At 40.3% G+C, this 25,166-nt stretch carries 25 protein-coding genes; all 25 read right to left on the bottom strand.

What is annotated here, in order from left to right; translation table 11 throughout:
* Nucleotides 1–298 precede the first annotated feature (298 nt).
* The 25 genes from FJR73_RS00205 to FJR73_RS00085 all read right to left on the bottom strand — a co-directional run bounded on the left by FJR73_RS00205 (nucleotide 299) and on the right by FJR73_RS00085 (nucleotide 24,708).
* Entirely contained in the window at nucleotides 299–1,990 is a 1,692-nt protein-coding gene (locus FJR73_RS00205; RefSeq protein ID WP_140832570.1) for a lactose-specific PTS transporter subunit EIIC, read from the bottom strand.
* Nucleotides 1,990–2,307 carry a PTS lactose/cellobiose transporter subunit IIA gene (locus FJR73_RS00200; protein WP_001078331.1) on the bottom strand — a complete coding sequence of 106 codons (318 nt, stop codon included), beginning with the start codon at nucleotides 2,305–2,307 and terminating at the stop codon, nucleotides 1,990–1,992. Before FJR73_RS00200 ends, FJR73_RS00205 begins: the two co-directional genes overlap by 1 nt.
* A gap of 35 nt (nucleotides 2,308–2,342) precedes the next feature.
* Nucleotides 2,343–3,179 carry a PRD domain-containing protein gene (locus FJR73_RS00195; protein WP_000285745.1) on the bottom strand — a complete coding sequence of 279 codons (837 nt, stop codon included), beginning with the start codon at nucleotides 3,177–3,179 and terminating at the stop codon, nucleotides 2,343–2,345.
* A gap of 234 nt (nucleotides 3,180–3,413) precedes the next feature.
* Entirely contained in the window at nucleotides 3,414–4,394 is a 981-nt protein-coding gene (gene lacD / locus FJR73_RS00190) for a tagatose-bisphosphate aldolase (protein ID WP_140832567.1), read from the bottom strand.
* Between the two features lies 1 nt (nucleotide 4,395).
* Complete coding sequence (locus tag FJR73_RS00185) at nucleotides 4,396–5,325, bottom strand: tagatose-6-phosphate kinase (protein ID WP_060805560.1); 930 nt, start codon at nucleotides 5,323–5,325, stop codon at nucleotides 4,396–4,398.
* Between the two features lie 10 nt (nucleotides 5,326–5,335).
* Nucleotides 5,336–5,851 carry a galactose-6-phosphate isomerase subunit LacB gene (gene lacB, locus FJR73_RS00180; protein ID WP_140832564.1) on the bottom strand — a complete coding sequence of 172 codons (516 nt, stop codon included), beginning with the start codon at nucleotides 5,849–5,851 and terminating at the stop codon, nucleotides 5,336–5,338.
* 148 nt (nucleotides 5,852–5,999) lie between these two features.
* Complete coding sequence (gene lacA, locus FJR73_RS00175; RefSeq protein ID WP_000029277.1) at nucleotides 6,000–6,425, bottom strand: galactose-6-phosphate isomerase subunit LacA; 426 nt, start codon at nucleotides 6,423–6,425, stop codon at nucleotides 6,000–6,002.
* 284 nt (nucleotides 6,426–6,709) lie between these two features.
* On the bottom strand, nucleotides 6,710–7,606 hold the full coding sequence (locus tag FJR73_RS00170; protein WP_140832562.1) for an aldose 1-epimerase family protein: 897 nt from the start codon (nucleotides 7,604–7,606) through the stop codon (nucleotides 6,710–6,712).
* Nucleotides 7,607–7,707: 101 nt separating this feature from the next.
* Nucleotides 7,708–9,183 carry a PTS galactitol transporter subunit IIC gene (locus FJR73_RS00165; RefSeq protein ID WP_000382514.1) on the bottom strand — a complete coding sequence of 492 codons (1,476 nt, stop codon included), beginning with the start codon at nucleotides 9,181–9,183 and terminating at the stop codon, nucleotides 7,708–7,710.
* A gap of 52 nt (nucleotides 9,184–9,235) precedes the next feature.
* A complete protein-coding gene (locus FJR73_RS00160; protein WP_000590547.1) occupies nucleotides 9,236–9,541 on the bottom strand; it encodes a PTS sugar transporter subunit IIB in 306 nt (101 codons plus the stop codon).
* 38 nt (nucleotides 9,542–9,579) lie between these two features.
* Nucleotides 9,580–10,056, bottom strand: coding sequence for a PTS sugar transporter subunit IIA (locus FJR73_RS00155; RefSeq protein WP_000521980.1), 477 nt, complete (start codon nucleotides 10,054–10,056; stop codon nucleotides 9,580–9,582).
* A 261-nt stretch (nucleotides 10,057–10,317) separates the two neighbouring features.
* Nucleotides 10,318–12,141, bottom strand: coding sequence for a translation elongation factor 4 (gene lepA / locus FJR73_RS00150; protein ID WP_001047207.1), 1,824 nt, complete (start codon nucleotides 12,139–12,141; stop codon nucleotides 10,318–10,320).
* Nucleotides 12,142–12,219: 78 nt separating this feature from the next.
* Entirely contained in the window at nucleotides 12,220–12,948 is a 729-nt protein-coding gene (locus tag FJR73_RS00145) for a metallophosphoesterase family protein (RefSeq protein ID WP_140832559.1), read from the bottom strand.
* Nucleotide 12,949: 1 nt separating this feature from the next.
* Nucleotides 12,950–14,617 carry a DNA repair protein RecN gene (recN, locus tag FJR73_RS00140; protein WP_140832556.1) on the bottom strand — a complete coding sequence of 556 codons (1,668 nt, stop codon included), beginning with the start codon at nucleotides 14,615–14,617 and terminating at the stop codon, nucleotides 12,950–12,952.
* Nucleotides 14,618–14,623: 6 nt separating this feature from the next.
* Nucleotides 14,624–15,055 (bottom strand): arginine repressor, encoded by a 432-nt coding sequence (locus tag FJR73_RS00135; protein WP_020900686.1) that lies wholly within the window; start codon nucleotides 15,053–15,055, stop codon nucleotides 14,624–14,626.
* Nucleotides 15,048–15,863 (bottom strand): TlyA family RNA methyltransferase, encoded by an 816-nt coding sequence (locus tag FJR73_RS00130; protein WP_140832553.1) that lies wholly within the window; start codon nucleotides 15,861–15,863, stop codon nucleotides 15,048–15,050. The genes FJR73_RS00135 and FJR73_RS00130 overlap by 8 nt, the downstream gene beginning before the upstream one ends.
* Nucleotides 15,856–16,731: a polyprenyl synthetase family protein gene (locus FJR73_RS00125; RefSeq protein ID WP_140832550.1), complete on the bottom strand. Its 876-nt coding sequence runs from the start codon at nucleotides 16,729–16,731 to the stop codon at nucleotides 15,856–15,858. The genes FJR73_RS00130 and FJR73_RS00125 overlap by 8 nt, the downstream gene beginning before the upstream one ends.
* Nucleotides 16,728–16,940, bottom strand: coding sequence for an exodeoxyribonuclease VII small subunit (locus FJR73_RS00120; RefSeq protein ID WP_000043226.1), 213 nt, complete (start codon nucleotides 16,938–16,940; stop codon nucleotides 16,728–16,730). The genes FJR73_RS00125 and FJR73_RS00120 overlap by 4 nt, the downstream gene beginning before the upstream one ends.
* A complete protein-coding gene (gene xseA, locus FJR73_RS00115) occupies nucleotides 16,918–18,258 on the bottom strand; it encodes an exodeoxyribonuclease VII large subunit (protein ID WP_140832547.1) in 1,341 nt (446 codons plus the stop codon). The genes FJR73_RS00120 and xseA overlap by 23 nt, the downstream gene beginning before the upstream one ends.
* Before the next feature lie 127 nt (nucleotides 18,259–18,385).
* Nucleotides 18,386–19,024, bottom strand: coding sequence for a uridine kinase (udk, locus tag FJR73_RS00110; protein WP_001181376.1), 639 nt, complete (start codon nucleotides 19,022–19,024; stop codon nucleotides 18,386–18,388).
* A gap of 112 nt (nucleotides 19,025–19,136) precedes the next feature.
* Nucleotides 19,137–20,015 carry a tRNA pseudouridine(55) synthase TruB gene (truB, locus tag FJR73_RS00105; RefSeq protein ID WP_140832544.1) on the bottom strand — a complete coding sequence of 293 codons (879 nt, stop codon included), beginning with the start codon at nucleotides 20,013–20,015 and terminating at the stop codon, nucleotides 19,137–19,139.
* Nucleotides 20,016–20,024: 9 nt separating this feature from the next.
* Nucleotides 20,025–21,299, bottom strand: a complete 1,275-nt coding sequence (locus FJR73_RS00100) for a DUF2130 domain-containing protein (protein ID WP_140832541.1) — start codon at nucleotides 21,297–21,299, stop codon at nucleotides 20,025–20,027.
* Between the two features lie 95 nt (nucleotides 21,300–21,394).
* The gene (locus FJR73_RS00095) at nucleotides 21,395–22,675 is read right to left on the bottom strand and encodes an O-acetylhomoserine aminocarboxypropyltransferase/cysteine synthase family protein (RefSeq protein WP_060805569.1); all 1,281 of its coding nucleotides are present in this window, start codon (nucleotides 22,673–22,675) and stop codon (nucleotides 21,395–21,397) included.
* 146 nt (nucleotides 22,676–22,821) lie between these two features.
* Nucleotides 22,822–23,619: a formate/nitrite transporter family protein gene (locus FJR73_RS00090; RefSeq protein WP_140832537.1), complete on the bottom strand. Its 798-nt coding sequence runs from the start codon at nucleotides 23,617–23,619 to the stop codon at nucleotides 22,822–22,824.
* 291 nt (nucleotides 23,620–23,910) lie between these two features.
* Nucleotides 23,911–24,708: a formate/nitrite transporter family protein gene (locus FJR73_RS00085; RefSeq protein ID WP_140832534.1), complete on the bottom strand. Its 798-nt coding sequence runs from the start codon at nucleotides 24,706–24,708 to the stop codon at nucleotides 23,911–23,913.
* Between the last annotated feature and the right edge of the window lie 458 nt (nucleotides 24,709–25,166).

Here is a 25,166-nt window from a genome sequence, read left to right as displayed (position 1 = left end):
AGAGGAGAGGAGTCAGTGAGCCATCCTTCTCCATCTCACTTTTTGTACCAAGTCACCGAATTGTGACATGAGGAGGTAAAACGTTATCTTTTTACCAACGAATTAACAAGGCGATTAGGAAATTCGCCATAGCGATTTCCGTAACGATAGGAGACTATTTCAGAGTCCCTAGCCTTAATCGAATTGTGACATGAGGAAGTAAAAACGATGTCTTTTTACCGACGAATTAATAAGGCGATTAGGAAATTCAACATAGCGATTTCCGTAACGAGAGGAGACTATTTCAGAGTCCCTATCGTTAATCAAATTGCGCTTGTACAAATGCTAGAGCACCTTTTCCATCACGAGTTAATTTGATGTATTGAGCGCCTTCTGTTTTCGCAAGTTTAATACCGAGCTTATCTGTTTCTGCTTTCATGTCTTCAAAGTTTGAAGCAACTTGAGGGGCAAGGATAACTAGATCAAACTCTGGTAACATTTCACGGTGAGCACCATAGCCACCTGCTGCTGCTTTCACAGGGACATTGTATTCTGCAGCTGCCTTGTTCAAAGCATTTGCAAGAAGTCCACTTGTACCTCCACCTGCACAGAGAACGAGGACATTTGTTTCTTCAGTGATGGTATTTTGTGTTGCTTCTACACCCGCTTTTTCAAGAATAGCATCTGCTTTTGCAGTGTTGAAGTTGGCAGCAACTTTGTCTTTCAATTCATCATTAGACTTACCTGAACGCTCTTCTTCGAGAATTTGTTCATCATATACTTTAAGGAATGGATAGTAAATGATTACGTCAACCACGATTAGAAGGGCAGCAAGAATGAATGATAGAACTTGGAAGTTAGTTCCAAGAACTAGACCTAGTGGAGCTGGAGTTGTCCATGGTAGATTAGCAGTGAATGAGTTCATTCCAAGTGTTTCAATAAAGAATTTAAAGATCCATACGTTTACGATTGGAGCAAAGATAAATGGAATGAAGAAGATTGGGTTCAATACAAGTGGTGCACCAAACAAGATTGGTTCATTTACACCGAAGAAGGTAGGAACTACTGAAGCACGTCCGATTGCACGGTTACGTTTTGATTTCGTTAACCACATGAACATGAATGGAACAACCAGTGTCGCACCAGTACCACCCATGGTAACGATAAACATTTGTGTACCAGAAGTAAGAATCTTGTCAGCGTGCATCCCTTGTTGGAGAAGGTTCAAGTTGACTTCGGCATTGGCATAGGTAATAGCTGCGATAGCTGGTTCAACGATAGATGGACCATGAATCCCAACAAACCAGAAGAAGGCAAAAGCACCAAAGATAATGGTAATACCAAGATAGCCATCAGCTGCAGAGAATAACGGTGCAAAGAATTTACCGATTGATTCAGCTACGCTTGCACCCACAAAATGACGAGCTAGTAAATCAAGAGCATAAAGTGAAACAACTGAGAGAGTGAATGGAATCACATCTTTAAAGACTTGTGAGATATTTGGTGGAACTTCGTCAGGCATACGAATAGTGACGTTGTTCTTAACACAAACCTTATAGATGGCTACAGTAACAAAGGCAGCAAGGAAGGCTGAAAGCAAACCTTTTGTCCCCAAGAATCCAGTAGCTAGACCATTTTCGATAGGGTCAGCTGCCAACATCAACAAACCAACAATTGCTGCCAACAATGTTGACATATAGTTGATTTGATTTGTTTTCTCCATGCTACGGTTAACTGAGTCCGTCAATGACTTGGCAGTTGTACCAGCTACTAAGAGAGCCAGAATTCCCATTGAATAGCTGTAAGGTTTCATCAGAAAAGCTACAACTTCATCAGACCATTTAAAGCCCCATGAGTTTGGTACAAAAGCAATCAAGATAAAGATACTTGAGAAGAGAATAACAGGCATACCTGCAATAAAACCATCACGAATAGCACGAAGATAGATATTACGAGATAGTTTCTCAAAGAAAGGCTTTCCTTTCTCAATAAATGCAATGAGTTTATTCATTATTTAACTCCTCTCTTGTAGAGTTCGATTAAGTGGTGCATCAAATCTTTTAACAAGATGGTTGTCATCAAGTGGTCTTGGCCATGCATCATGGTCACACTATAAGCTAAGTCTTCACCAGAAGCTTCCTTAGTCAATAGACTTGTTTGAGCGTGATGAGCCTCTGCAATACAGCTACCAGCTTCCTCTACCAGAGCGTCCGCTTTTTCAAAATCACCAGCTTCAGCAGCCTTCAAGGCTTCCAATAGTTTTGAACGAGCATCGCCAGCATAGGCTACGATTTCAAAACCTAACAATGTTACTTCTTCTCTATTCATGATAGAATTCTCCTTATATATTTTTAATTAAATTTTTATGACAATAAACGTTGGATATGTAGAACTAGATAAACTCGTTCACTTTTATACAAATCAAGACCCGTATGTTGCGTAATTACATCGTAAATCTTGGAGCCAACTTCGAATGCTTTTGGATAAGATTGTTTGATATGGTCTTCCATATCTAGAAGTGATTGATTATCATCTCTGGATCTATCCAAATAATCCAAGAAATAATTCAAATGGATCATAAAGCGATCATAGAAATGGTTATTCTCTTTAGTTCGTTGAATTGCATAACCCTTTAGCACTTCCTCAACATTTCTGAGAATTTCTTTCCTTTTATCAATCGATTCAACCATTTGGACTTCATTCTCACCCTCAGCATTGATGAAATGATAAGCAATCCGAATAATTTCGTCCTCAGGAAAATGATCTGCTAGCTTCTGACGATAAATTTCAAAAGCCTCACTTGCAATTCGAAAAGCGACAGGATACTTGGTAGAAATATCTGGCAGATTACTATCCTTGTACCTTCCTTGTGTTAGAGCTTGGTAAGAACAGTAAATATGATCTGTCAAGGTTACATAGAGATACTCTTGAATCGGATAGTGATATTTCTTGGAAAGCTTATCAATAATCTCATAGGTCACTGTGATAAAATCAAGCGGAACATCTTTGAGGAGAGCCATAAAGTTTTCTCTGGACTCTTCGGTCTTCATCCGAAAGATTTTCTCAACCTGATGTTCAGCAATCAAATCCCCCTTCTTCTTTCCGAATGCAATCCCCTTACCAATTACAATCACCTCTTCTCCTTTATAATTTCTGACAAGTGAAACATTGTGATTCATTGGATTTAGAATTCGATACATGTCAACCTCCTTTTATATTTTAAAGGTATATGAGTATAAAAAATGACCACAAATGAACTAGAAAATCAGCCGATTTCTAATTCACCTGTGATCATGCCTAATATTACTTAGTAACACTCACCTTGTATTAACTTGTGATTTAAGTATAGCACAAGTAAGTTGTTTTGTAAACCTTTACATACAACTTTTTTTTAAAAATTTTTAGATTCATGTTCCTAACCTAGGAGGACTTTCTTACACGCGTTCTTTCCATGAAGTTGCTGTTGTTTGAAGAACTTTGTTGAGTTCGTCAATGTTTTCAAATCCAGTTGTGCGAAGCCATTCGCGAGCTGCTGCTTCACCATCTTTGATGTAAGCTTCAACTGAACCAGCCCATGTAGCACGGCCACAAAGAACTCCGTTGAAGTTTGCACCTGATTCATGAGCAAATACAAGAGTATCTTGGAAAAGTTTAGCTGATACACCAGCACTCAAGTAGATGTATGGCAAGTTTGTTGCTTCATCTTGAGCTTTGAAGAAGGCTGCTGCTTCTTCACGTGTATAAACTACTTCACCTTCAGCGAAGCCTTCAACATATTTAATGTTAACAGGAACTTCTACTTTCAAGACATCAATGTTAAAGCGTGGGTCTGAGAAGACTTTCATAGCACCGATAACTTTGTGTGGTTTTACTTTCGCATATTCTACAGAACCTGCGTCAGCAATTTTTTCATCGTAAGCAAGGATTTCAAGGAAGAATGGGATGTCTTCAGCCACACACTCAGAACCGATACGTTCAATGTAAGCTTGTTTTTCTTGGTTGAGTTCATCTGAGCTATCTACATCATAGTAAAGCAAGAATTTAACTGCATCTGCACCTTCTTCTTTAATACGTTTTGCAGACCAAACATCCAAGCAGTCTGGCAAGCGTTTTGTACTTGTTGTGTCATAACCTGTTTTTTCATAAGCAAGGAGAAGACCAGCTTTTTCATCAAGAGCTTTAGTAGCTGGAAGTCCATACTCAGGGTCAAGAAGCATAGATGAAGCGTATTTAGTCAATTCATCTGCAACCAAGACTTTCAGTTCTTCCATTTGATCCACTGTTGGTTCTTCTGTTTGGTGTTGAGCCATGAGGCGTTTCAAAGCACCACGTTGGTCAAAAGCAAGAGCTGAGATGATACCATTTTCATCAGAAAGTTTTTCTAAGCGTGCACGTTTTTGTTCTGTTAAAGCCATTTTATACCTCTTTTACTATTAATTGATCATATAGAGCTTGATAGTTGGCCATGTTGACATGACCAGTCATTTTTTCTTGAGCATTGAGCATACCAAGGACATTTGCCTTGATGAGTAATTCTGCATCCGATTCTTTATGAAGAAGTCCTGAAGAAATTCCTGCCACAGTAGAGTCTCCAGATCCAACAGGATTTACCACCTGAATTCTAGGAATATCTACCTTGTAGAAAATATCACCATGTTTGGCAAAGGCACCGTTAGCACCAAGTGAAACGATAATCCATTCAATACCTGCAAACAAAGGTTCTTGAAGTACTTCTTTTAATTCATCCAAATCCTCAGAAACTTCTCTTCCAAGAAGCTGAGACAATTCCTCATTATTTGGTTTGATTACTGTGGGTTTATGTGGTGATTCAAGAACCGCCTGAAGTGCTGCACCAGAGCAGTCCAAAACAACAGGCTTACCAGCTTGATTAGCAAGTTCTACCAAGCTCGCATAGTAATCAACTGGAAGGCCAGCCGGCAGACTACCTGAGATAGCTACTACTTCAACTGACTCTAGGAGATTTTTAAAATGTTCCAAAAAGTCTTGACCTTCCTGTTCCAATACTTCAGGACCTTTTTCAAGAACTTCTGTTTGGTTGTCTCCGTGAAGAATAGCGATACAGTTACGAGTTTCTCCCTGAATAGAAAAGAAATCTTTCTTAACATTATCATCAATATTTTCAACCAAAAACTCACCAAGTTTGCCACCCACTAAACCAGTAGCAAGCACAGAGTCTCCAAATTCTGAAAGTACTCGTGTAACATTGAGGCCCTTACCACCAGCCGTTTTGGTTACATCTACCACACGATTGACAGTATCGATCTTCAACTCATCCAAAGGATAGGAAATATCGATGGACGGGTTCATTGTGACTGTTAAAATCATAGGTCACCTCTTAGTCGTGGTATTCTCCGCGATCCCATTTTTCAAGGAATTCAGTGAAGAAGTTTGCGTCTGTTTGTTGAACATTGTGACTTTCAAGGTGTTCAATTTTCGCAATCAATTTCTTGTTTTCTTCAGATGGTTTGTATTCAGCATGGATGAAAGCTTCGATGATATCACACATAAGCAATTCACCAGTAATCTTACCACCAAAACCAATAACGTTGGCATTTAATTGTTCTTTAGCATAAAGGGCTGTTGTCATATCACGAACCAAGGCAGAACGGACACCTGGAACTTTATTTACAGCGTTGTTGATACCAACACCAGTACCACAGATACATACCCCAAGATCAGCTTGACCGCTAGTTACAGCTTCCCCTACTTTTTTACCAAAGATTGGGTAGTGAGTACGTGTATGGTCATATGTACCAAAGTCAATGACTTCATATCCTTTTGATTTCAAAAATTCTGAAACCGCCATTTTTTCATCTGTTACGATGTGGTCACATCCAATTGCAATTCTCATTAGTTATTCCCTCCGATTAATTATATAAATCTAATATCATTTATCCCTACTCAAAAAAAATCAAGATTAGCTTAGGAAGCGAGCTGCAAGCATAACTGAGGTTAGCTAAAGTGAGCTGACAACAGATTATCTTGATTTTTGAAGAGTATTAGCACATTTTGTTCAACATATCGACCCTAATTTGGTGACGTCCACCATCGTATTTACCGTTAACAAATCCTTTAGCGATGTTTTTAGCTAATTCATCACCAACAAGTTGTGCACCCATAGTGATCATACGTGAGTTGTTGTGACCACGAGTCATATAAGCTGAACGTTCGTCAGATACTTCTGCAGCGACCATTCCTTTGATCTTAGTTGCAACCATAAATGGACCAGCTCCATAAGCATCAATCACGATACCAAGGTTTTGTTCTTCTTTGTTTACTTCTGCAGCAACAGCAAGAGTCACATCGACAAAGTCTTGACCTTCAGCTGTAACATCCACAACGTGGAAGTTTTCTTTTTCCAAGAAGTCTTTCACAACTTCTTTCAATCTCAAACCTGCAGCATCTGCACCGATAACAATAGACATATTGTATACTCCTTTTTATTTTTCTAGGCTAGTAAAACCTCTTATAGTTAGCAGTTTACCTACAAAAGCTTTCTAGCAGTTTATTGACAAATTGGATTGAATGAGATGAATGACACCTTATTCAAGTTTAGGAAACCAGTTTCCTAGAAATAATCCTTCTCCACGAAAGAGAATATAACAAGTGATTATTTGTTTGTTACAAACATCATTTGTTGCTTACAAACATAATATACTCCTATTTCCTGAAAAAGTCAACAGTTAATGTTTGTTTTTGTGTTTTTTAACTAAAAAATTTCGATGTCAAAACCAATTTGATCCACTTGACCAGGTTCTAGGAGACGAACATTCTTCTTATCTTCTAGATGATCTCCTTCGTCAAGGGATGTTGACAAGCCTGACCATGGTTCAAAAGCAATGAAAGGTCCTTTATTCAAAGTTGACCAGATAATGAGATTTGAGAACTCTGCAAAGTGCACTTTCAATCCCTTATCATGTTTACGAGAACGAAGCGCAATTGTTCTAGATTGCAATTCATCTAAGGTGACTGCATCCGTGCTGAAAAGATCATAATTAAGATCTAATTCTTTTTGACCCTCTAGCCATGGACTTCTATCTTGAAAATCCAGCATACCCGTTTCTGGGAAAGGACGTGGAACAGAGCAAGTCTCTTCCTTCTCAAACTCTAAATAGTAGTCTTCATAGACTTCATCATCCAGTAGAGGACAATTAAATCCTGGATGTCCACCAATAAAGTAAGGCAGGACCTTACTAGTTTCTTTATTAAATATTTTGTATTGAGTTCGTACTGTCTTGCCAGTAAGGATATAAGTGATTTCTAGGCGGAAATGATAAGGATAGTTTTGATAGCTATTCTCATCGTCTTCAATTGCAAAAGTTACACTCTTGTCTGTCTGTTCAACTAATTCAAATTCTTTCTTACGAACCAAACCATGACGAGGAATCTTTCCTTGGCTTTCTTGTCCCTTCTCATCTATATAGAGTGCTGTATCCTCTCTCAATGAACCACAGATGGGGAAGAGAACAGGAGCTTGTCCACTCCAATAAGTGGCATCCCCTTGCCACAAATACTCAAGTCCCTCAGCATCTTTTATAGAAGAAAGAGCCCCACCAAAACTGTTAAATTGAACTCTTAATTGTTCTGATTTTAATTCAATTACCATTATTTTCTCCGATTTCTTGATAGTTTATAAAAAACTAGGCTGTCACTCCTATCAGGAAAATGACAACCTAGCCTTAACAATTTACATTTTATAGGAGCGCATTATTTTGCTTTTGCTGCGTACTCTTCGTTACGTTTGATCATTTGTTTTCTGTACCAAGCAAAGATACCGATATAGAATACAAGGAAGACTACAGCACCAAGGATTGCTTTGATATCACCAGTTGTAGTGTTACCAATTGTCCAACCAAGAAGTTTTTCGATTGGTCCTTCAAGAGTTGAGTGAGTAATCAATTGCGTTTGGCTCACACCTTCTGGGAAGGCACCTACACCTTTAGCAAGTTCTGTCGCAAATGGTGCGATAAGTGTACCTGAAAGAAGGAAGAGTGGCAACAAGAGTGTTCCGAAGATAATCATACGGAGTAATTTACCACGAGTTACAACCAAGAGAGCTGGAGTAACACCCATAGCGATGATACCTGCAAGTGGCAAAATACCATTTCCGACTTTTGAAAGAAGCACAGCTTCAATCAACATGATTGGTGCAAGTACGTTGGCACAAGCCCAGATTTCAGCACGACCAGCGATGAATGGCCAGTCAAGACCGATATTAAACTTACGTCCTTCCAAACGTTTAGTAGCAACGTTTGTAATACCTTGTGAAAGTGGTTCTACGGCAGCAATGAACCATGAACCGATTAGTGAGAAGAGTTCCAAAGCTACACCGGCTGTCAAACCAAGAGACAACCAACCTTTGATAACTTCTTGCCAGTTTGCAGCATCTTTAAGTCCTTCAACAGGATGTGGAGTCCCCATCAAACCGATAACGATACCAAGGATGAAACCGATGAAGAATTTAGATCCCCAGAAACCGATTTTCTTGTTCAATTTAGCGGCATCAAAGTCATATTTATCAAGACCTGGGAAGAATTTTTCAAAAATCTTATCCAAAACCATGATAACTGGGTTCATCATGTAGTTCATGTGAGTTGAAGTCATTGGTGATGAACTTGGTGCGTTAAGAAGGTCATCGAATGTAGGTTTCATCAAGTCAGAGTTGATAATTTTAAGAACCCCAACAAGTACAACTGCTGCAGTAGCGATGAAGAGTGAAACTCCTTGGCTCACACCATTGTTGTCTGCATACCATTTAATCAAAAGACCTGTGATAGACAAGTGCCAGATATCAAAGATATCAACATCAAGTGTGTCAGTTTTCTTCATAGCAAGCATCACTACGTTGACAATCAACATGATGAGCAAGAAGTAAAGTGTCCAAGCAGATCCCCAAGTGATTGTGGCAAGTGGCGCCCAACCAACGTCGGTGATGTTCAATTGAATACCAGTGTTTTCAACGAATTTTGCAAGTGATGCTGAGAAAGCACCGTTCAACATTCCGATGATAGCCCCGATACCTGTAAGAGCGATGGCAAGTTTAATACCACCTTCTAGCGCTTTGGAGAATTTCACTCCAAAAAGTAGAGCCAATACTGTCAAAATGATCAGCATGATGATTGGTCCACCCATGTCCAAGATAGGTTTGAACAGCTTATTGGCTAGTTCGATAATGACATCCATAATAGTTCCTCCCTTTTTATGTTGTATGAATGTTAACTAAATAAAGTATTTATTAGCTTAATCCGTGTTCTTTAATGGCTGCTTCAATATTGTCAAATACTGGAGCACTCATCGCTGGGATACGGAACAAGATTGGTCCAGCTTCGATTACTGGAATACCTGGGTCAAAACCAAGGTCTGTCGCGGCAATTGGTGTGAAGATATCATAACCTTTGATAAGGTCTTCGTTAACGTCTTTAACCATTACTGCATCACAGTGAACATCAAAACCGCGGTTTGAAAGTTCTTCTTCAAGAGCACTTTTAATTTGGTGGCTTGAGTTAACACCTGCACCGCAGGCAGCAAGAATTTTAATCATATGGATTTCCTCCGATTTAATATTTTTAATAGACAAGATTATGCAGTTGCTTCAGCTATATAAGCATATAGGGCTTCTGGTTCTGAAATTTTTGATAGGTCTTCAAGATGACCATTTCCAGTAAAGAAGTCCATCAACTGAGCAAGAATGTTCGTTTGACTTGAACTTGAGTTATTAATGATAAAGAAGAGCAAGGATACTTCTACTTCCTTATCTGGCGCAATCATATTGTGGAAAGTCACTGGTTTTTCTAATCGAACAACCACAACTTTTTCAGCTAGATTATGAACAATATCTGTGTGAGGAATAGCTACATTCGGCAAATCCTTACCCAAAAATTCCATATCTAAGCCAGTTGGAAATGACTTTTCACGCGTGATCAAGGCTTCACGATAAGTTGGAGTTACGATTTCTCGTTCTTCCAATAAAGTTGCAACCTGATCAAAGAGTTGTTCTTGATTATCCGCTTCTAAGCAAAACACAAGGTTTTTGTCAAAGAAATGATCTAATCCCATAAGGTTTTCCCTTCTTTCCATTAACTTTATGCTATAAGTATAACACTATATGAAACCGTTGTCAATATTTTTCTGTTCTTTTTTTGTCTCTTTTTTTATATTTTTGTTGTTTTTGTAGTTTGTTATGTAAAAACAAACAATTAAACAAACATCCAAAATATTTCTTATGTTCCAGAATCGAAAAAAGCAGACCATTTTAGTCTGCTTTACGATTGATTCTGATATAAATTTCCTGTAAACAAGGAAAAGCAATTATGACAACTATTCTTCATCCATACTCAAGACGCTGAGGAAGGCTTCTTGTGGGACTTCTACTGATCCTATAGCTTTCATACGTTTCTTACCAGCTTTTTGTTTTTCTAGAAGTTTACGCTTACGAGAAACGTCACCACCGTAACACTTAGCAAGTACGTTCTTACGAAGGGCCTTGATATCTGTACGAGCCACAATCTTGTGTCCAATAGCTGCTTGGATTGGCACCTCAAATTGTTGACGAGGGATGATTTTCTTGAGCTTATCAACGATGAGTTTCCCACGTTCATAGGCAAAGTCCTTGTGAACGATAAAGCTGAGGGCATCCACCTTGTCTCCGTTGAGAAGGATATCCATTTTCACCAGCTTAGATGGGCGGTACTCTGACAATTCATAGTCAAAGCTTGCATAACCACGAGTTGAAGACTTGAGCTTATCAAAGAAATCAAAGACGATTTCAGCCAGTGGAATTTGATAGATAACATTAACACGATTGTCATCGATATAGTCCATCGTCACAAAGTCCCCACGCTTGCGCTGAGCTAATTCCATCACTGCTCCGACGAACTCCTGTGGTACCATGATTTGCGCTTTAACATAAGGCTCTTCAATGGTCGCAATCTTAGTTGGGTCTGGGAACTCAGACGGGTTCGACACATCCATAGATTCGCCGTCTGTCAGATTTACTTTATAGATAACAGACGGAGCTGTCATGATGAGGTCGATGTTGAACTCACGTTCCAAACGTTCTTGGATAACATCCATATGGAGAAGTCCAAGGAAACCACAACGGAAACCAAATCCAAGTGCCTGAGATGTTTCTGGTTCAAACTGAAGACTAGCATCATTCAGTTGCAATTTTTCAAGGGCTTCACGAAGGTCATTGTACTTGTTTGATTCGATTGGATAGAGACCTGCAAAGACCATAGGATTCATCTGCTTGTAGCCATGTAAGGGCTCTGCTGCAGGATTGGTTGCCAAGGTAACAGTATCACCCACACGAGTGTCCTGAACTGTCTTAATAGAAGCCGCAATATAACCAACGTCACCAGTCGCAAGGAAATCACGACCAACTGCTTTGGGTGTAAAAATACCGACTTCGGTCACATCAAAGGTCTTACCATTGCTCATAAGCTGAATCTTATCGCCAGGTTTGACCACCCCATCCATGACACGCACTTGAAGGATAACCCCACGGTAAGCATCGTAAACCGAGTCGAAAATCAAGGCCTTAAGAGGCGCCGTCACATCACCCGTTGGTGCTGGCACTTTTTCCACGATTTGCTCGAGAATTTCTTCAATACCAATACCAGCCTTGGCAGAAGCCAAAACTGCTTCACTGGCATCCAAACCAATGACATCTTCAATCTCTGTACGCACGCGCTCAGGATCTGCAGCTGGCAGATCAATCTTGTTAATGACTGGCATGATTTCCAAATCATTATCCAAGGCCAGATAAACATTGGCAAGGGTTTGAGCCTCAATCCCTTGGGCAGCATCAACTACCAAAATCGCTCCCTCGCAGGCAGCTAGCGAACGCGAAACTTCATAGGTAAAGTCCACGTGCCCCGGCGTGTCAATCAAATGGAAAATATAAGTTTCGCCATCTTTTGCAGTGTAATTCAGCTCGATAGCGTTGAGTTTAATGGTAATCCCACGTTCCCGTTCTAAATCCATACTATCCAAAAGTTGGGCCTGCATTTCACGACTTGAAACGGTCTCTGTCTTTTCCAAAATGCGATCTGCTAGAGTCGACTTTCCATGGTCAATATGGGCGATAATAGAGAAGTTACGGATCTTCTCCTGTCGTTTTTTCAATTCTTCTAAGTTCATGATTCTCTTCCTTTCAGGGTATCTATTTATTATAAATTGTTTTTGACATTTTGACAAGACCATACCCTGCTAGGAGTACTAATCTTCAGCGATAAAGCCGTCATTTTCGATAAAGTGGTGTTCTGTCATTCCTTGGTCAGTAAAGACAATCCCATGAAGGACACCACCATAGACAGCTCCTCCATCCATCCCAATCTTGCCATCTTCTGTAGTCCAAAGCTCAGCAGTACCACGCTCTTGCTTTAACAAACCATAGACCGGTGTATGACCAAAGACAATGATTTTTCCGGTATGATTTTCTGCTTCGTGGAATGGTTTTCTAAGCCATACTTTCTTGTAATCTGTGGTTTCATGCCAGTCGTCTAAGGTCAAATCAATACCTGCGTGCACAAAGATATACTTGTCTGTCTCTACCACAAACGGCATTTGACGAACAAATTCGACCAAGTCTGCCGCTTCAGTAGCAACACGCTTGGCATCCTCAACTCCATCAACTGGTGCATCCAGAGGACGACCTAAGATAGAGTTAATGGTTGTATCACCACCATTACGACGATAGTGGTCATAGCTTTCTTCAGGATCATCGAGCCAAGTTAAAAACATATACTCATGATTTCCAGACAAACAGATAGCTCCTTGATTATCTACTAAGTCCTTAACCATCTCTAGGACACGGCGACTATCTTCACCACGGTCAATCAAATCCCCTAGAAAGAGCAACTGGGTCTGACCATCCCATGTTTTGAGAAGGTCTTCCAGCATCCCTGCTTTTCCATGAACATCTCCAATTACATAATAGTCTGTCATCTTATTTCTCCCTGTTTCTCAACAATTCTCTAGCTTGCGTCAGGGCTGCTTCCGTCACATCATCACCTGCCAACATCTTGGCAACTTCTTCCACGCGCTCTTCAACCGTCAAGAGACGAACAGTCGAAACCGTTGAATGCTCATTGCTAATCTTCTCAATAAAGAATTGATAATCCGCAATTGCAATCACTTGTGGCAAATGGGAAATAGCAAGGACCTGACCATGCTGACCAATCTTGTGAATCTTCTGTGCAATAGCCTGAGCTACACGGCCTGAAACTCCCGTATCCACCTCATCAAAGACAATGCTAGTCTTGCCCTCTTTACGTGAAAAGGCAGACTTAATAGCTAGCATGAGACGAGATAATTCCCCACCAGACGCAACCTTAACCAAGGGTTTAAAGTCTTCACCAGGGTTGGTTGAAATGTAAAATTCGACCGTTTCATTTCCCTCACGACTGAATTTCCCCTTGCTAAAACGAACCTGAAACTGGGCTTTTTCCATATAAAGGTCCTGCAGTTCTTGTTTAATCTCAGCTTCGAGCTGCTGAGCCAAGTCATGACGAGCAGATGCAAGCTGACCTGCCAAGTCGACAAGATTGACTTCCAATTTTTTAAGCTCTGCTTCCATGTCCTCAGACGAAAGGTTATTACCTGTCAAGAGATTGTATTCATCCGTAATCTTAGCAAAATAAAGCAAGACATCGTCTACAGTCCCACCATACTTACGGGTAATAGTATGAAGGAGGTCCAAGCGATTCTCGACCTGCATGAGACGATTGCCGTCAAAATCAAGGTCCTCAATAATAGCTTCCATACGCTTGCTAATGTCTTCTAAGACATAGTAGGTCTCAGACAGTGAGCTTGAAATTTCACGGTATTCAGGATCATACTCTTCAACACTTTCCATGTCATTCATGGCTGAACGAACATTGGCCAGACTTGAAAAGTCTTCATTGTCCAACATACTGTAGGCATTGGTCAACGTATCAGCAATATTTTTATGGTTGAGCAGTTTATCTCGCTCTTGATTGAGAGTCAAGTCTTCACCTGCTTGCAAGTTGGCTGCCTCAATCTCTGCCATTTGAAATTCTAACATTTCGATACGAGCCTTGTGTTCCTGTTGGTTTTTCTTGACTTCCAGAACCTGCTTACGCATTTTTCGATAGGCATCAAAACTCGTTTGATAGGTTTCTTTCAAGTCCCAAAAAGCTACGTCACCAAATTCATCCAACATCTGGATATGAAGTTGAGGTCGCATTAACTCTTCTTGGTCATGCTGACCATGAATGTCCACCAGATGTTGCCCAATAGCACGCAAAACAGACAGATTGACCATCTGGCCATTGACACGACTAATACTCCGACCATTTTGCAAGATTTCTCGACGGATGATAATCTCATCCCCCAATTCCAAACCTTGCTCATTAAAAATTTCCTGCAAAAGGCGACTATTCTCAACGGAGAAAAGCCCCTCAATCTCTGCCTTTGGCGCACCATGACGAATAACATCTGTCGTCGCACGAGCTCCCAACATCATATTCATGGCATCAATGATAATCGACTTCCCTGCACCCGTTTCACCAGTCAAGACAGTCATCCCCTTTTCAAAATTGAGGGAAATAGCCTCAATAATGGCAAAGTTTTTTATCGAAATTTCAAGTAACATATAGACCTACCAATTTTTTACTTGTTCAAAGATTTCCTCAGCTAGACTTTCACTTCTGGCAATGACTAAAATCGAGCTATCATCAGCCAAACAGCTAAAAATCTTATCCGCAAAAGTCTCAATTAACTGAGCTTTTACAAAAGCTGTATTTCCTGGGATAACCTGGAGATTGATCATCTTGTCCATCAATTCAGCTGACTCAATATTGTCTTCAGCCAGTTGCAAACTTTTTACGATTGATTTTGGCAATTCGTAGACATAGGTGTTGTCTCTCAAAGGAATTTTGACAATACCCAGCTCTTTGATATCTCGGGATACCGTCGCTTGAGTGGCGGTGATGCCTGCTTCTTTCAAATGTTCTACGATTTCTTCTTGCGTACCGATTTGATAATCTGTCACAAATCGTCTAATTTTTTCAAGTCTCTCTTTTTTATTCATTTTTAAATTGACTATGCGCCCTCTCTACTACTTCTTCAATCTCAGCAAGAACCTGATTGCTTGCTGACTCTTCTTTTTTCAAATACGCTAAAAACTCAATATTTCCATGTCCACCTTGGATGGGAGAAAAGTCCAAACCAAGGACTGAAAAGCCTTCCTCTACTGCCATAGCTGTGACAGATTCAAGGACATGTTGATGGACCTTGGCATCACGAATGATTCCATTTTTCCCAATCTGCTCACGTCCTGCCTCAAACTGAGGCTTAACCAGAGCCACAACCTGACCTTGCTCGGCCAACACACGGTGCAAAGCTGGAAGGATCAGACTGAGGGAAATGAAACTCACATCAATGCTGGCAAAGCTCGGTTCCTGCTCAAAATCAGTCTTTTCAGCATAGCGGAAATTAAACTGCTCCATGCTGACAACCCGTGGATCTTGGCGTAATTTCCAAGCCAACTGATTGGTACCGACATCGACTGCAAAGACCAACCCGGCACCATTCTGCAACATGACATCGGTAAAACCTCCAGTAGAGGCCCCGATATCAATCGTTGTAGCTCCTTCCACTGACAAATCAAAGACCTGCAAGGCCTTTTCTAATTTCAAGCCACCACGGCTGACATACTTGAGTTTTTCACCCTTGAGTTTTAACTCGGTGTCATCTGGAATTTTCTCTCCTGGCTTGTCAAACCGCTCTCCGTTAAGAACTGCTACAACTAGACCAGCCATGACACCGCGCTTGGCCTGCTCTCTCGTTTCAAACAAGCCCTGTTTATAAGCTAGTACATCCACTCTTTCCTTAGCCATTGATTCTCAAACTTTCTACTACACTTACAATCGATTCTATTTCAAAGGGAACCTGCTGGGCAATTTCTTCTAATTTAGCATTAGCTTGATCCAGAGTTTGGTTACAAAAGGCAATGGCTTCTTCCAAGCCCAACAAAGCAGGATAGGTTGATTTTTCTGCCTGTAGATCCTTTTGTGGTGTCTTACCGATTTCCTCAAAACTAGCGGTCACATCCAGCACATCGTCTCTGACCTGAAAAGCAAGCCCAATCAATTCACCAACAGTTTTCAGCTTTGCCTGCATTTCAGGAGCCAATTCAGCAATAATAGCAGCCGCTTGGAAGGGATAAGCTAGTAGTTTTCCAGTCTTATTAGCATGAATGGTCTGAAGTTCTTCCAAAGACAAATGCTGATGTTCACCTTCCATGTCCAAAACCTGCCCTGCCACCATGCCTAGACTTCCTGAAGCAAGCGATAATTTAGCAATCAAGTCCACCTTGATTTGACTTGGCAAATCTGCCTGTGCTATCAAGGCATAGGGATCTAGGAATAAAGCATCTCCTGCCAAAATGGCCATTGCTTCGCCAAATTTCTTGTGATTGGTTAACCGCCCTCGACGGTAATCGTCATCATCCATAGCTGGAAGATCATCATGAATCAAGCTCCCTGTATGGATCATTTCCAAGGCCGCAGCTACCTGCGCGTGAGCCGGTTTAATAGCGACCTGCAAGGCTTCCAGAACTTCTAGCAGAAGAAAAGGTCGAATACGCTTGCCACCAGCATGAATGGAATAGAGAACAGACTCTCGCAAACTAGAGGCAAACTGCTGGTCTCCATAAAAGGCTTCCAAAGCCGACTCGACAAGAGCTAATTTTTCTTGCTTTTTCATTCAAAATCACTTTCTGTTCCGTCTTCTTGCATGACCTTAACCAAGGTTTTTTCAGCCTTGTCCAGCGTTGCTTGGAGTTCTTTTGATAAGACCATGCCCTTTTGAAAGGCAGCAATCGCATCTTCCAAAGCAATCTCACCATTTTCCAAACTTTGGACAATGGTTTCCAGTTCTGCTAGATTTTCCTCAAATTTCTTTTGTTTTGACATCTTTAACCTCTAATTCTACTTGACCATCTCGCATCAAAAGCATCACTTGGTCTTTTTTCTTCAAACTCTCAACCGAATCGACTACGGAATCTTCTTTTTTGACAATAGCATAACCACGCGCCACGATTCGACTGGTATCCAACATCAGCAAGGCTTCTGATAATCTCTTGACCTCAGCAACTTTGGCATCATAAATCAGAGCCATTTGGCTACAGAGAAGCTTGTCCAACTGACCTAGAAGGTCTTGATAGCGTTGGATTTTGGTAACAGGCGATAATTGAACCAGTCGATGCGTCCTTGCTTGTACTATCTGTTTGTTATCAGAAATCCGTGTTCGCAAACTTTGTTTCAAGCGCAGTTGTAGTTGATCCAAGCGTTGCAAATAACCGTCATACAAGCGCTCTGGCTGTCTAAAGATAACAGACTTACTGCATTTTTTCAAAGCTTCTTGTTTCTTAGATAGAACATTTCGGACTGCTGTTGCCATCCGTTTTTCCTGATTTTGTAAATGAGCTAATACATCCAACTTGGTCACAGGTGTTGCCAGTTCAGCAGCAGCCGTTGGTGTCGCAGCGCGACGATCTGCTACAAAATCTGCCAAGGTCACATCAGTCTCATGCCCCACACTAGAGATAACTGGCAAACGAGATTCAAAAATAGCTCGTACCACAATCTCTTCGTTAAAGGCCCAAAGGTCCTCGATAGAACCTCCACCACGACCAATAATGAGCAAGTCCAAATCGTCCCGTTGATTAGCACGCGCAATATTACGAGCAATTTCCTCCGCAGAACCCTCACCTTGCACCTTGGTCGGATAGAGAAGAATGTCGACACCTGGAAAGCGTCTGCTAACGGTCGTGATAATATCTCGAATAACGGCTCCACTGCGACTGGTCACTACACCAATTCTCTTAGAAAATTGGGGCAGAGCTTGCTTGAAGCGTTCTTGAAACAGACCTTCTTCTGTCAATTTTTTCTTGAGTTGTTCAAACTGAATCGCAAGCGCACCAACCCCATCAGGCTCAGCCTTTTCAATGATGATGGAGTAGCTACCACTTGGTTCATAGACCTGTACACGCCCAATCACATTGATTTTCATTCCTTCTTCCAGGTCGAATCCTAATTTCTGATAAATCCCAGACCAGATAGTCGCTTGAATGACTGCATGGTCATCCTTTAGGGAGAAATATTGGTGAGTAGGTCGTTTACGAAAGTTGGAAACTTGACCAGTTAAATAGACCCGTTCCAAGTAAGGGTCTTTATCGAATTTCATTTTCAGATACTTGGTCAAAGTTGTTACCGATAAATACTTTTCCATCTCCACCTACTACTCATTTTCTTGCTCTTTCATGGGTATTATTATACCAAAAATATGCCTAAAAATCTCCATTTATGTACCATTATGAGGGAAAAATAGAAAAAGGAGGCAAGGCCTCCACATCTGTTTATTTGCTGTTTCGAGCTTCTTCCAAAATCTTTGCAATCTTGGTTGTCAAAAGGTCAATAGCGACAGTATTGCTGACTCCCTCAGGAATGACGATATCAGCATACCGCTTGGTTGGCTCGATAAACTGATGGTACATGGGTTTGACAACACCTAAGTACTGGTCAATAACGCTATCAAGGCTACGGCCACGTTCTTCCATATCACGCTTGATACGACGAATAATGCGCACATCATCATCTGTATCCACAAAAATCTTGATATCCATCAAATCACGCAGACGCTTGTCCTCCAGGACCAAAATCCCTTCAACGATAAAGACATCTTGAGGCTCCTGACGATAGGTCTTGCTGCTTCGTGTATGCTCTGTATAGTCATAAGTCGGAATGTCGACCGGACGCCCTGCCAACAACTCCTTAATCTGTTCGATCATCAAGTCTGTATCAAAGGCAAAAGGATGGTCATAGTTGGTTTTGACACGCTCTTCAAAGGTCAAGTGAGACTGATCCTTGTAATATGAATCATGCTCAATCATGGAAATCTTTTCATCAGGGAAATGCGATAAAATGGCTCTTGAAACACTGGTCTTACCTCCACCAGAACCACCTGTCACTCCGATAATGATTGGTCTATTTTGCATGCTATCCTCCGTTTTTTTATCCGTCGTCTATTCTATCACATTTTTTACAAAATTTATAGTCTGGTTTGGATAGTTTAGGAGAAACAATTCCAATTTCTACACTTCAATTATACTAGCTAAAAACCTTCCTTGGCTTGTAAAGATCCCCCCGTTTTTCAAGAATGGCTAGTAATTTGTCATCTTCAAAGGCAGCCAATTCTTGTTCTGTTTGGTCGAGCTCTATAAAACGACCAAAGCGCACTTCTGTAGCCTCTTCTGGACTTAGGAAAACTTTGACAAGATCCCCCGTCCCAATCTCTAGAGGATGGAGAAAGTCAAGTTGACCATCCTCCACTTTTGAAGCAATTTCTTCCAATGTAAGAGCATCCTCTAGCTGTAAACCGGCTGCACTAGTACGAGTCAGATGTGACATATGAGCTGCATAACCAAGTTTCTCTCCCAAGTCAACTGACAAGGTACGAATATAAGTTCCTTTGCTACATTTCACACGAAAAGTGAATCGCGCAAGATGTCCATCATAAGAAATCGGACTTGTTCGCTCAAATTGATAAATGGTCACCTGACGTTCTGGACGTTCCACTTCCTGACCAGCACGCGCATACTCATAAAGCTTGCGACCATTGACCTTGACAGCCGAATACATAGGCGGAGTCTGTTTGATAAGCCCAGTCAAGCTAGCAATCGCTTCATCGACAAGCTTTTCATCCAAGGGCGACAAAACAGGAGTCTCTGCGACCACTTCTCCACTGGCATCCTCAGTCGTTGTTGAATAGCCGAGAGTAATCTCCCCCTCATAGACCTTGCCCTCATCCTGCATAAACTCTACCATACGGGTCGCCTTGCCAACCGCAATGGGCAAAACACCCACTACATCCGGATCCAAGGTCCCACCATGTCCAATTTTCTTGGTTCCCAAAATCTTACGCAGTTTAAAAACCGCATCATGCGAGGTCATTCCCGCTTCTTTTTTTAAGTTAATAATACCGTTCATTCTTACTTTCTACTCCCCCTTCAATGCTTCAAATTTAGCTTTCATGGTTGGATTTTTTCGAGTTAGTTTTTTTACTGAAACGTCTTCCAGCTTATTATTAGCTAGTCTGAGTTGGTTTTCCGATGTTGTCAGGAATTTCTTAACTTCTTCCATGCGCTTAATGGCCTTGTCGATTTCATCAATGGCTTTACCAAAATTGGTTGAAGCAGAGTTGTAATTCTTGGCAAAGGCTAGTTTAAAGGCATCCAAATCTTCTTCAAAATGAGTGATATCAATATTTTGCTCCCGAACCAAGGCCAACTCCTGCTTATATTTTAGAGAATTAAGCGCAGCATTACGCAAGAGCCCGATCAACTGGATAAAGAACTGAGGGCGAATCACATACATCTTTTCATACTCATGGCTAACGTCTACAATCCCTGTGTTAAAGTAGTCGTTATCAGCTTCAAGCATAGACACCAAAACCGCATACTCACAGTTCTTCTCCCGACGGTCCTTGTCTAATTCCTTGTAAAAATCTGCATTCTTGTGCTTCTTCTCTGTTCCATCTGCTTCATTTTTCATCTCAAACATGATGGAGATAATCTCTACCCCATTTTCATCGCATTCACGGAAGATAAAGTCTCCTTTGGAACCACGCGCAGAGACCTTGTTATCCTTCTCAAAGTAAGCATTTGGAAAGGCAAAACTACGGACCTTGTTAAACTCACTCTCTGCATAGTGTTCCAGACTTTCCCCGATGGCTTTTGTAGATTGTTGGGCTTTAAAATTCTTATAGAACTCGACCTGTTCACTAGCTGCTTTGAGCTGTGCTTCATAGTTTTGTTTAACAGAAGCCAAAGACAACTCGTTTTCCTTTTCTTGCAAGAGGAGCTGATTTTTGACCTGATCACGTTCTTTTTCAAGGTCAGAAAGGGTCTTTTGTAGTTGATTTTCATGTTCCAAACGCAAGGTAGCCAATTGGTTTTCCAAGGCCTGTACTTCCTTGTCCTTTGCTAATAAAGCCTCATGGCTTGTCTGTTCAACTTCTTTCTTGGCCAACTCTTTCTCTGTATCAAAGTTTTGGATTTGACTCTGCAATTGTGCAATTTCTTGGTCTTTTTGAGCCAGTTTAGACTGTTGTTCATTCATGGCCTTTTGCTCAGCCAAGGCCAGTTCCTGCTTCATCCGATCATGTAGTTCCTTATCAAACTCTGCTGTTCTCACTTGGGACAGAAGTTCCGCATACTGACTCTCATTTACTGTAAAGACTTCCCCACAGTTGGGACATTTGATTTCGTTCATATCGTTCCTCTTTCTAGACTTCTTTAACCATTATATCATGCCTGAGGGAAAATCAAAAACAGCGAGTCGAAACCCACTGTTTATCTTCTTTTACTTTAAATTTTTTCCAAGGCCAAGCGCAAGTCTTCAATCAAATCATCTACATTTTCAAGACCGATTGACAAACGAATTTGGTTTGGTGTGACACCTGCTGCTTCTAGATCTTTTTCTGACAATTGACCGTGAGTAGTTGTAGCTGGATGGACAACAAGCGATTTGGCATCTGCAACGTTTGCTAGGTCAGAGAAGATTTCTAAATGATCAATTACCTTGCGTGCTTCTGCCTCCCCACCTTTGACATGGAAGGTAAAGATGGAACCCACACCTTTTGGTAAATATTTCTCAGCCAAGGCATGGTAAGGACTATCTGCAAGTTTTGGATAGTTGACTTTTTCTACCTTAGGATGGTTGACAAGGAAATCAACAATTTTCTCTGCATTTTGCACATGACGTTCTACACGAAGAGAAAGGGTTTCAAGTCCTTGTAGCAAGAGAAAGGCATTAAATGGCGACAAGGCCGCCCCTGTATCACGGAGCAATTGAACACGGACAGCGATAATAAAAGCTGCTGCACCCACATCACGAGTATAGCTCAAGTTATGATAACTTGGGTCTTCCTCAACAAATTGAGGAAATTTCCCTGAAGCTGCCCAGTCAAAACGACCGCTGTCGACAATCACTCCACCAATAGTTGTACCATGCCCACCGATAAACTTAGTCGCAGAGTGAATGGCAATATCTACACCGTGAGAAAAAACATTAATCAAATAAGGTGTAGCAAAGGTATTGTCAGAAACGAGTGGAATCTGATGTTTATGCGCAATCTCAGCCAATTTTTCCAAGTCAGGAATGTTAATCAAGGGATTCCCCAAGGTTTCAATCAAGACAAGCTTGGTATTGTCATTGATAGCTGCTTCTACTTCCTCCAAATTATCTACATCCACAAAGGTTGTTGTGATACCATAACGAGGAAGGGTTTCTTTCAAGAGATTAAAGGTTCCACCGTAAATAGTTGATGCTGCTACTACATGATCACCAGCATGTGCAAGAGCCAAAATCGTATAAGTAACCGCGGCCATACCTGATGCTGTTGCAAGAGCTCCAACGCCACCTTCAAGGGCAGCAATTCTTTCTTCAAAGGCAGCTGTTGTAGGGTTGGTGATACGAGTATAGATATTACCTGGTTTTCTCAAGGCAAACAAATCGGCACCTTCCTGCGTGTCATCAAAAACAAAGGATGTTGTTTGATAAATAGGCACTGCACGAGACTTAGTTGCTGGATCCACAACTTGACCAGCGTGTAGTTGCAAAGTTTCAAATTTAAAATCACGAGTCATAAAACGACCTCCAAATAGTTTGATTAAGGATATTGTAACACCTTGAGTTATAGTTTACCAATATCAATTTTCTATATTTTGATATAGAAAATAGCTATTGCCCTATTTTAAAAACGAAAAAGCACGACTCAATCGTGCTTATTTTCTTAATCTACATAAGTATCTTCGTTTTTATTGAGGAAGGCATATGGAAGACCCATCAAGAGACCACCGCCAATCAAGTTTCCAACGAAGGTTACACCCCAGTGACGAAGCATATTTCCAACACCGAAGTTAGCAATTGAATCAGCAGCAACACTGAATTTTACAATCGCAAAAGAAGCAAAGTTCGCAGCAATGTGTTCGTTTGTTAAAAATACAAACATGTAAATTGCTGATAAAACGAGCCAAAGTTTAGCACCACCGTCTTTCACCAAAACAAATGAAAGAATCGCAATATTTACGAAAATATTTGCCAAAATCGCCTCAAGCAAGACTAGCTCATTGGAACGGCCTAACTTCATCTCAACAACACCTGAGATGAAACTATCGTGAGTCAGATTTGCATAGGCTGCCGAATGAGCAAAGCCCCAACCTGCTATCAAAGCCCCGATAAGGTTGAACAAGGTACAGTAAAGTAAAATCTCAGCTGTTTTTCTCCAAGAAATTTTTTTCAAGAAACTACCAGCAGTTAAGAACATCATGTTTGATGTTACCAACTCAGCATTCAAGAAAACAATGTAGGCCAATCCCCAAGCAAATACAAATGGGAAGAGGAAGCGTCCACTACCTGGTGCAATTTTATTAATCAAGTCAGCTCCAACTGCACCTGCGGCAGTACTGAAGGTTAAAAATGCACCTGCGAACATGGAACGAATCGCATACTTCAATTTGCTTTGACTATAAAGACTTTCTTTCTTCTTGCAAGCAAATTCAATCTTTGAGATAAATTCTGAAGAAACCATAATAAACTCCTAAAGCTTTTATTTGTGATAATTATAACATAAAATAGCTATAATGAAAAGCCTTTCCTAATTCTATTTTTGATAAATTTAAAAATTCAGCAATCGTTTACATAGTTTTAATAACAAGCTTTTAGAATTTTTAATTATCAGAATATCGTGATTTCATGGACTAACTTTTATTCTATTTAATATATTTTATTGTTACAATTTAAAAACGATTTTCTCTGCAAGCCTATTTTGTAAAAGAAAAAGAGAGAATCGTTCTGATTCTCCCTGATACACTAACTCTTCTTAATCAACATATATATCTTCATTCTTATTTAGAAAGGCATACGGTAAACCAATCAGAAGACCTCCACCTATAAAGTTAGCAATGAAAGTTACACCACAATGTCGAAGGATATTTGGAAGATCAAAGTGAGGTACTTGATCAGCAATCATGCTGAATTTCATAATACTAAAGGAAGCAAAATTGGCAGCAATATGCTCATTGGACAAGAAGACAAACATGGAAATAGCTGATAAAATAATCCATAGTTTAGCGGCACCATCTTTAACTAGTATAGATGAAAGAATGGCAATATTTACAAATACATTGGCAAGAATTCCCTCAAGTAAGACTAAATCACTTGGACGCGCCAATTTCTTGGCTACAAGCTTAGGAAGGAAACTATCATGGGTCAAATGGGAAAAGGCCGACGAGTTGGCAAAGGCCCATCCAGCTACCAAGGCACCAATGAGATTAAACAAAGTACAATATAGTAAAATAATCATTGCCTTTTTCCAATCCATCTTTTTTAAAAATGCGCCTGCTGTTAGGTACATCATGTTGGAAGTTACCAATTCCGCATTTAAGAAGACAATATAAACCAGCCCCCAAGCAAAAACAAATGGGAAAAGGAAATACCCACTACTTGGAACAATACTATTAAGTAAATCTGCACCAATAGCACCAGCAGCTGTACTGAAGGTTAAAAAAGCACCTGCAAACATGGAACGAATAGCATATTTGAACTTACTTTGCTTGAAAAGACTTTCTTTCTTATGGCAATAATAATCTATCTTCGAAATAAACTCTGAAGAACTCATAAACATCTCCTAACTCTTTATATTTGTTATTATAACATAAAAAATAAACAAATAATAATTTTTTTAAAATTTAACTATTTATATCTACTTTAAGATTACACACTTTGTATTATTAGTTATGGTATAAAAAGAGTCAACAACCTCCACCTTTGTTTCACTCTGTCTTTAAAACATTTCTTAAGGATAAAGATAAAATCATCACCATCCCTCAATGAGAGTATTCCAAAACTAAGTAAGATTACTAGTAACATCATTAAACTTAATATTTTTGATTTTCAGAATATTATAGTAGATTGAATCTAGAATCTCACAATATCTCTTCTAAAATATTTATAGAAATTGCTTTAAATTCCTTAATCAATTTGTTCAGATTCTATTTCAATATACTATAACAACTGCAATAAACAAATTTTCATAGCTCTAAATATAAAATGGAGAAGACAAGGATTGTCCTCTCC

The sequence above is a fragment of the Streptococcus sp. D2 genome, assembly GCF_006385825.1.
GTDB classification, from domain to species: domain Bacteria; phylum Bacillota; class Bacilli; order Lactobacillales; family Streptococcaceae; genus Streptococcus; species Streptococcus shenyangsis.
The sequence above is the reverse complement of the archived record's forward strand: the minus strand, read 5'-3'. Positions and strand labels throughout refer to the sequence as shown.

Coding starts and splice junctions, on each gene's coding strand:
- FJR73_RS00120 (WP_000043226.1), bottom strand. CDS start 16,940: ATGTCAAAACAAAAGAAATTTGAGGAAAATCTAGCAGAACTGGAAACC.
- FJR73_RS00170 (WP_140832562.1), bottom strand. CDS start 7,606: ATGGTAATTGAATTAAAATCAGAACAATTAAGAGTTCAATTTAACAGT.
- lacA (WP_000029277.1), bottom strand. CDS start 6,425: ATGTCTATTGTTATCGGTGCAGATGCTGCAGGTTTGAGATTGAAAGAA.
- FJR73_RS00100 (WP_140832541.1), bottom strand. CDS start 21,299: ATGAACGAAATCAAATGTCCCAACTGTGGGGAAGTCTTTACAGTAAAT.
- FJR73_RS00200 (WP_001078331.1), bottom strand. CDS start 2,307: ATGAATAGAGAAGAAGTAACATTGTTAGGTTTTGAAATCGTAGCCTAT.
- FJR73_RS00085 (WP_140832534.1), bottom strand. CDS start 24,708: ATGAGTTCTTCAGAGTTTATTTCGAAGATAGATTATTATTGCCATAAG.
- FJR73_RS00125 (WP_140832550.1), bottom strand. CDS start 16,731: ATGAAAAAGCAAGAAAAATTAGCTCTTGTCGAGTCGGCTTTGGAAGCC.
- FJR73_RS00095 (WP_060805569.1), bottom strand. CDS start 22,675: ATGACTCGTGATTTTAAATTTGAAACTTTGCAACTACACGCTGGTCAA.
- xseA (WP_140832547.1), bottom strand. CDS start 18,258: ATGGAAAAGTATTTATCGGTAACAACTTTGACCAAGTATCTGAAAATG.
- FJR73_RS00165 (WP_000382514.1), bottom strand. CDS start 9,183: ATGGATGTCATTATCGAACTAGCCAATAAGCTGTTCAAACCTATCTTG.
- FJR73_RS00145 (WP_140832559.1), bottom strand. CDS start 12,948: ATGACAGACTATTATGTAATTGGAGATGTTCATGGAAAAGCAGGGATG.
- udk (WP_001181376.1), bottom strand. CDS start 19,024: ATGCAAAATAGACCAATCATTATCGGAGTGACAGGTGGTTCTGGTGGA.
- FJR73_RS00155 (WP_000521980.1), bottom strand. CDS start 10,056: ATGGGATTAGATCATTTCTTTGACAAAAACCTTGTGTTTTGCTTAGAA.
- FJR73_RS00185 (WP_060805560.1), bottom strand. CDS start 5,325: ATGATTTTAACAGTCACAATGAACCCGTCCATCGATATTTCCTATCCT.
- lacB (WP_140832564.1), bottom strand. CDS start 5,851: ATGAGAATTGCAATTGGATGTGACCACATCGTAACAGATGAAAAAATG.
- recN (WP_140832556.1), bottom strand. CDS start 14,617: ATGTTACTTGAAATTTCGATAAAAAACTTTGCCATTATTGAGGCTATT.
- FJR73_RS00090 (WP_140832537.1), bottom strand. CDS start 23,619: ATGGTTTCTTCAGAATTTATCTCAAAGATTGAATTTGCTTGCAAGAAG.
- truB (WP_140832544.1), bottom strand. CDS start 20,015: ATGAACGGTATTATTAACTTAAAAAAAGAAGCGGGAATGACCTCGCAT.
- FJR73_RS00205 (WP_140832570.1), bottom strand. CDS start 1,990: ATGAATAAACTCATTGCATTTATTGAGAAAGGAAAGCCTTTCTTTGAG.
- FJR73_RS00195 (WP_000285745.1), bottom strand. CDS start 3,179: ATGTATCGAATTCTAAATCCAATGAATCACAATGTTTCACTTGTCAGA.
- FJR73_RS00160 (WP_000590547.1), bottom strand. CDS start 9,541: ATGATTAAAATTCTTGCTGCCTGCGGTGCAGGTGTTAACTCAAGCCAC.
- FJR73_RS00135 (WP_020900686.1), bottom strand. CDS start 15,055: ATGAATAAAAAAGAGAGACTTGAAAAAATTAGACGATTTGTGACAGAT.
- lacD (WP_140832567.1), bottom strand. CDS start 4,394: ATGGCTTTAACAGAACAAAAACGTGCACGCTTAGAAAAACTTTCTGAT.
- lepA (WP_001047207.1), bottom strand. CDS start 12,141: ATGAACTTAGAAGAATTGAAAAAACGACAGGAGAAGATCCGTAACTTC.
- FJR73_RS00130 (WP_140832553.1), bottom strand. CDS start 15,863: ATGGCTAAGGAAAGAGTGGATGTACTAGCTTATAAACAGGGCTTGTTT.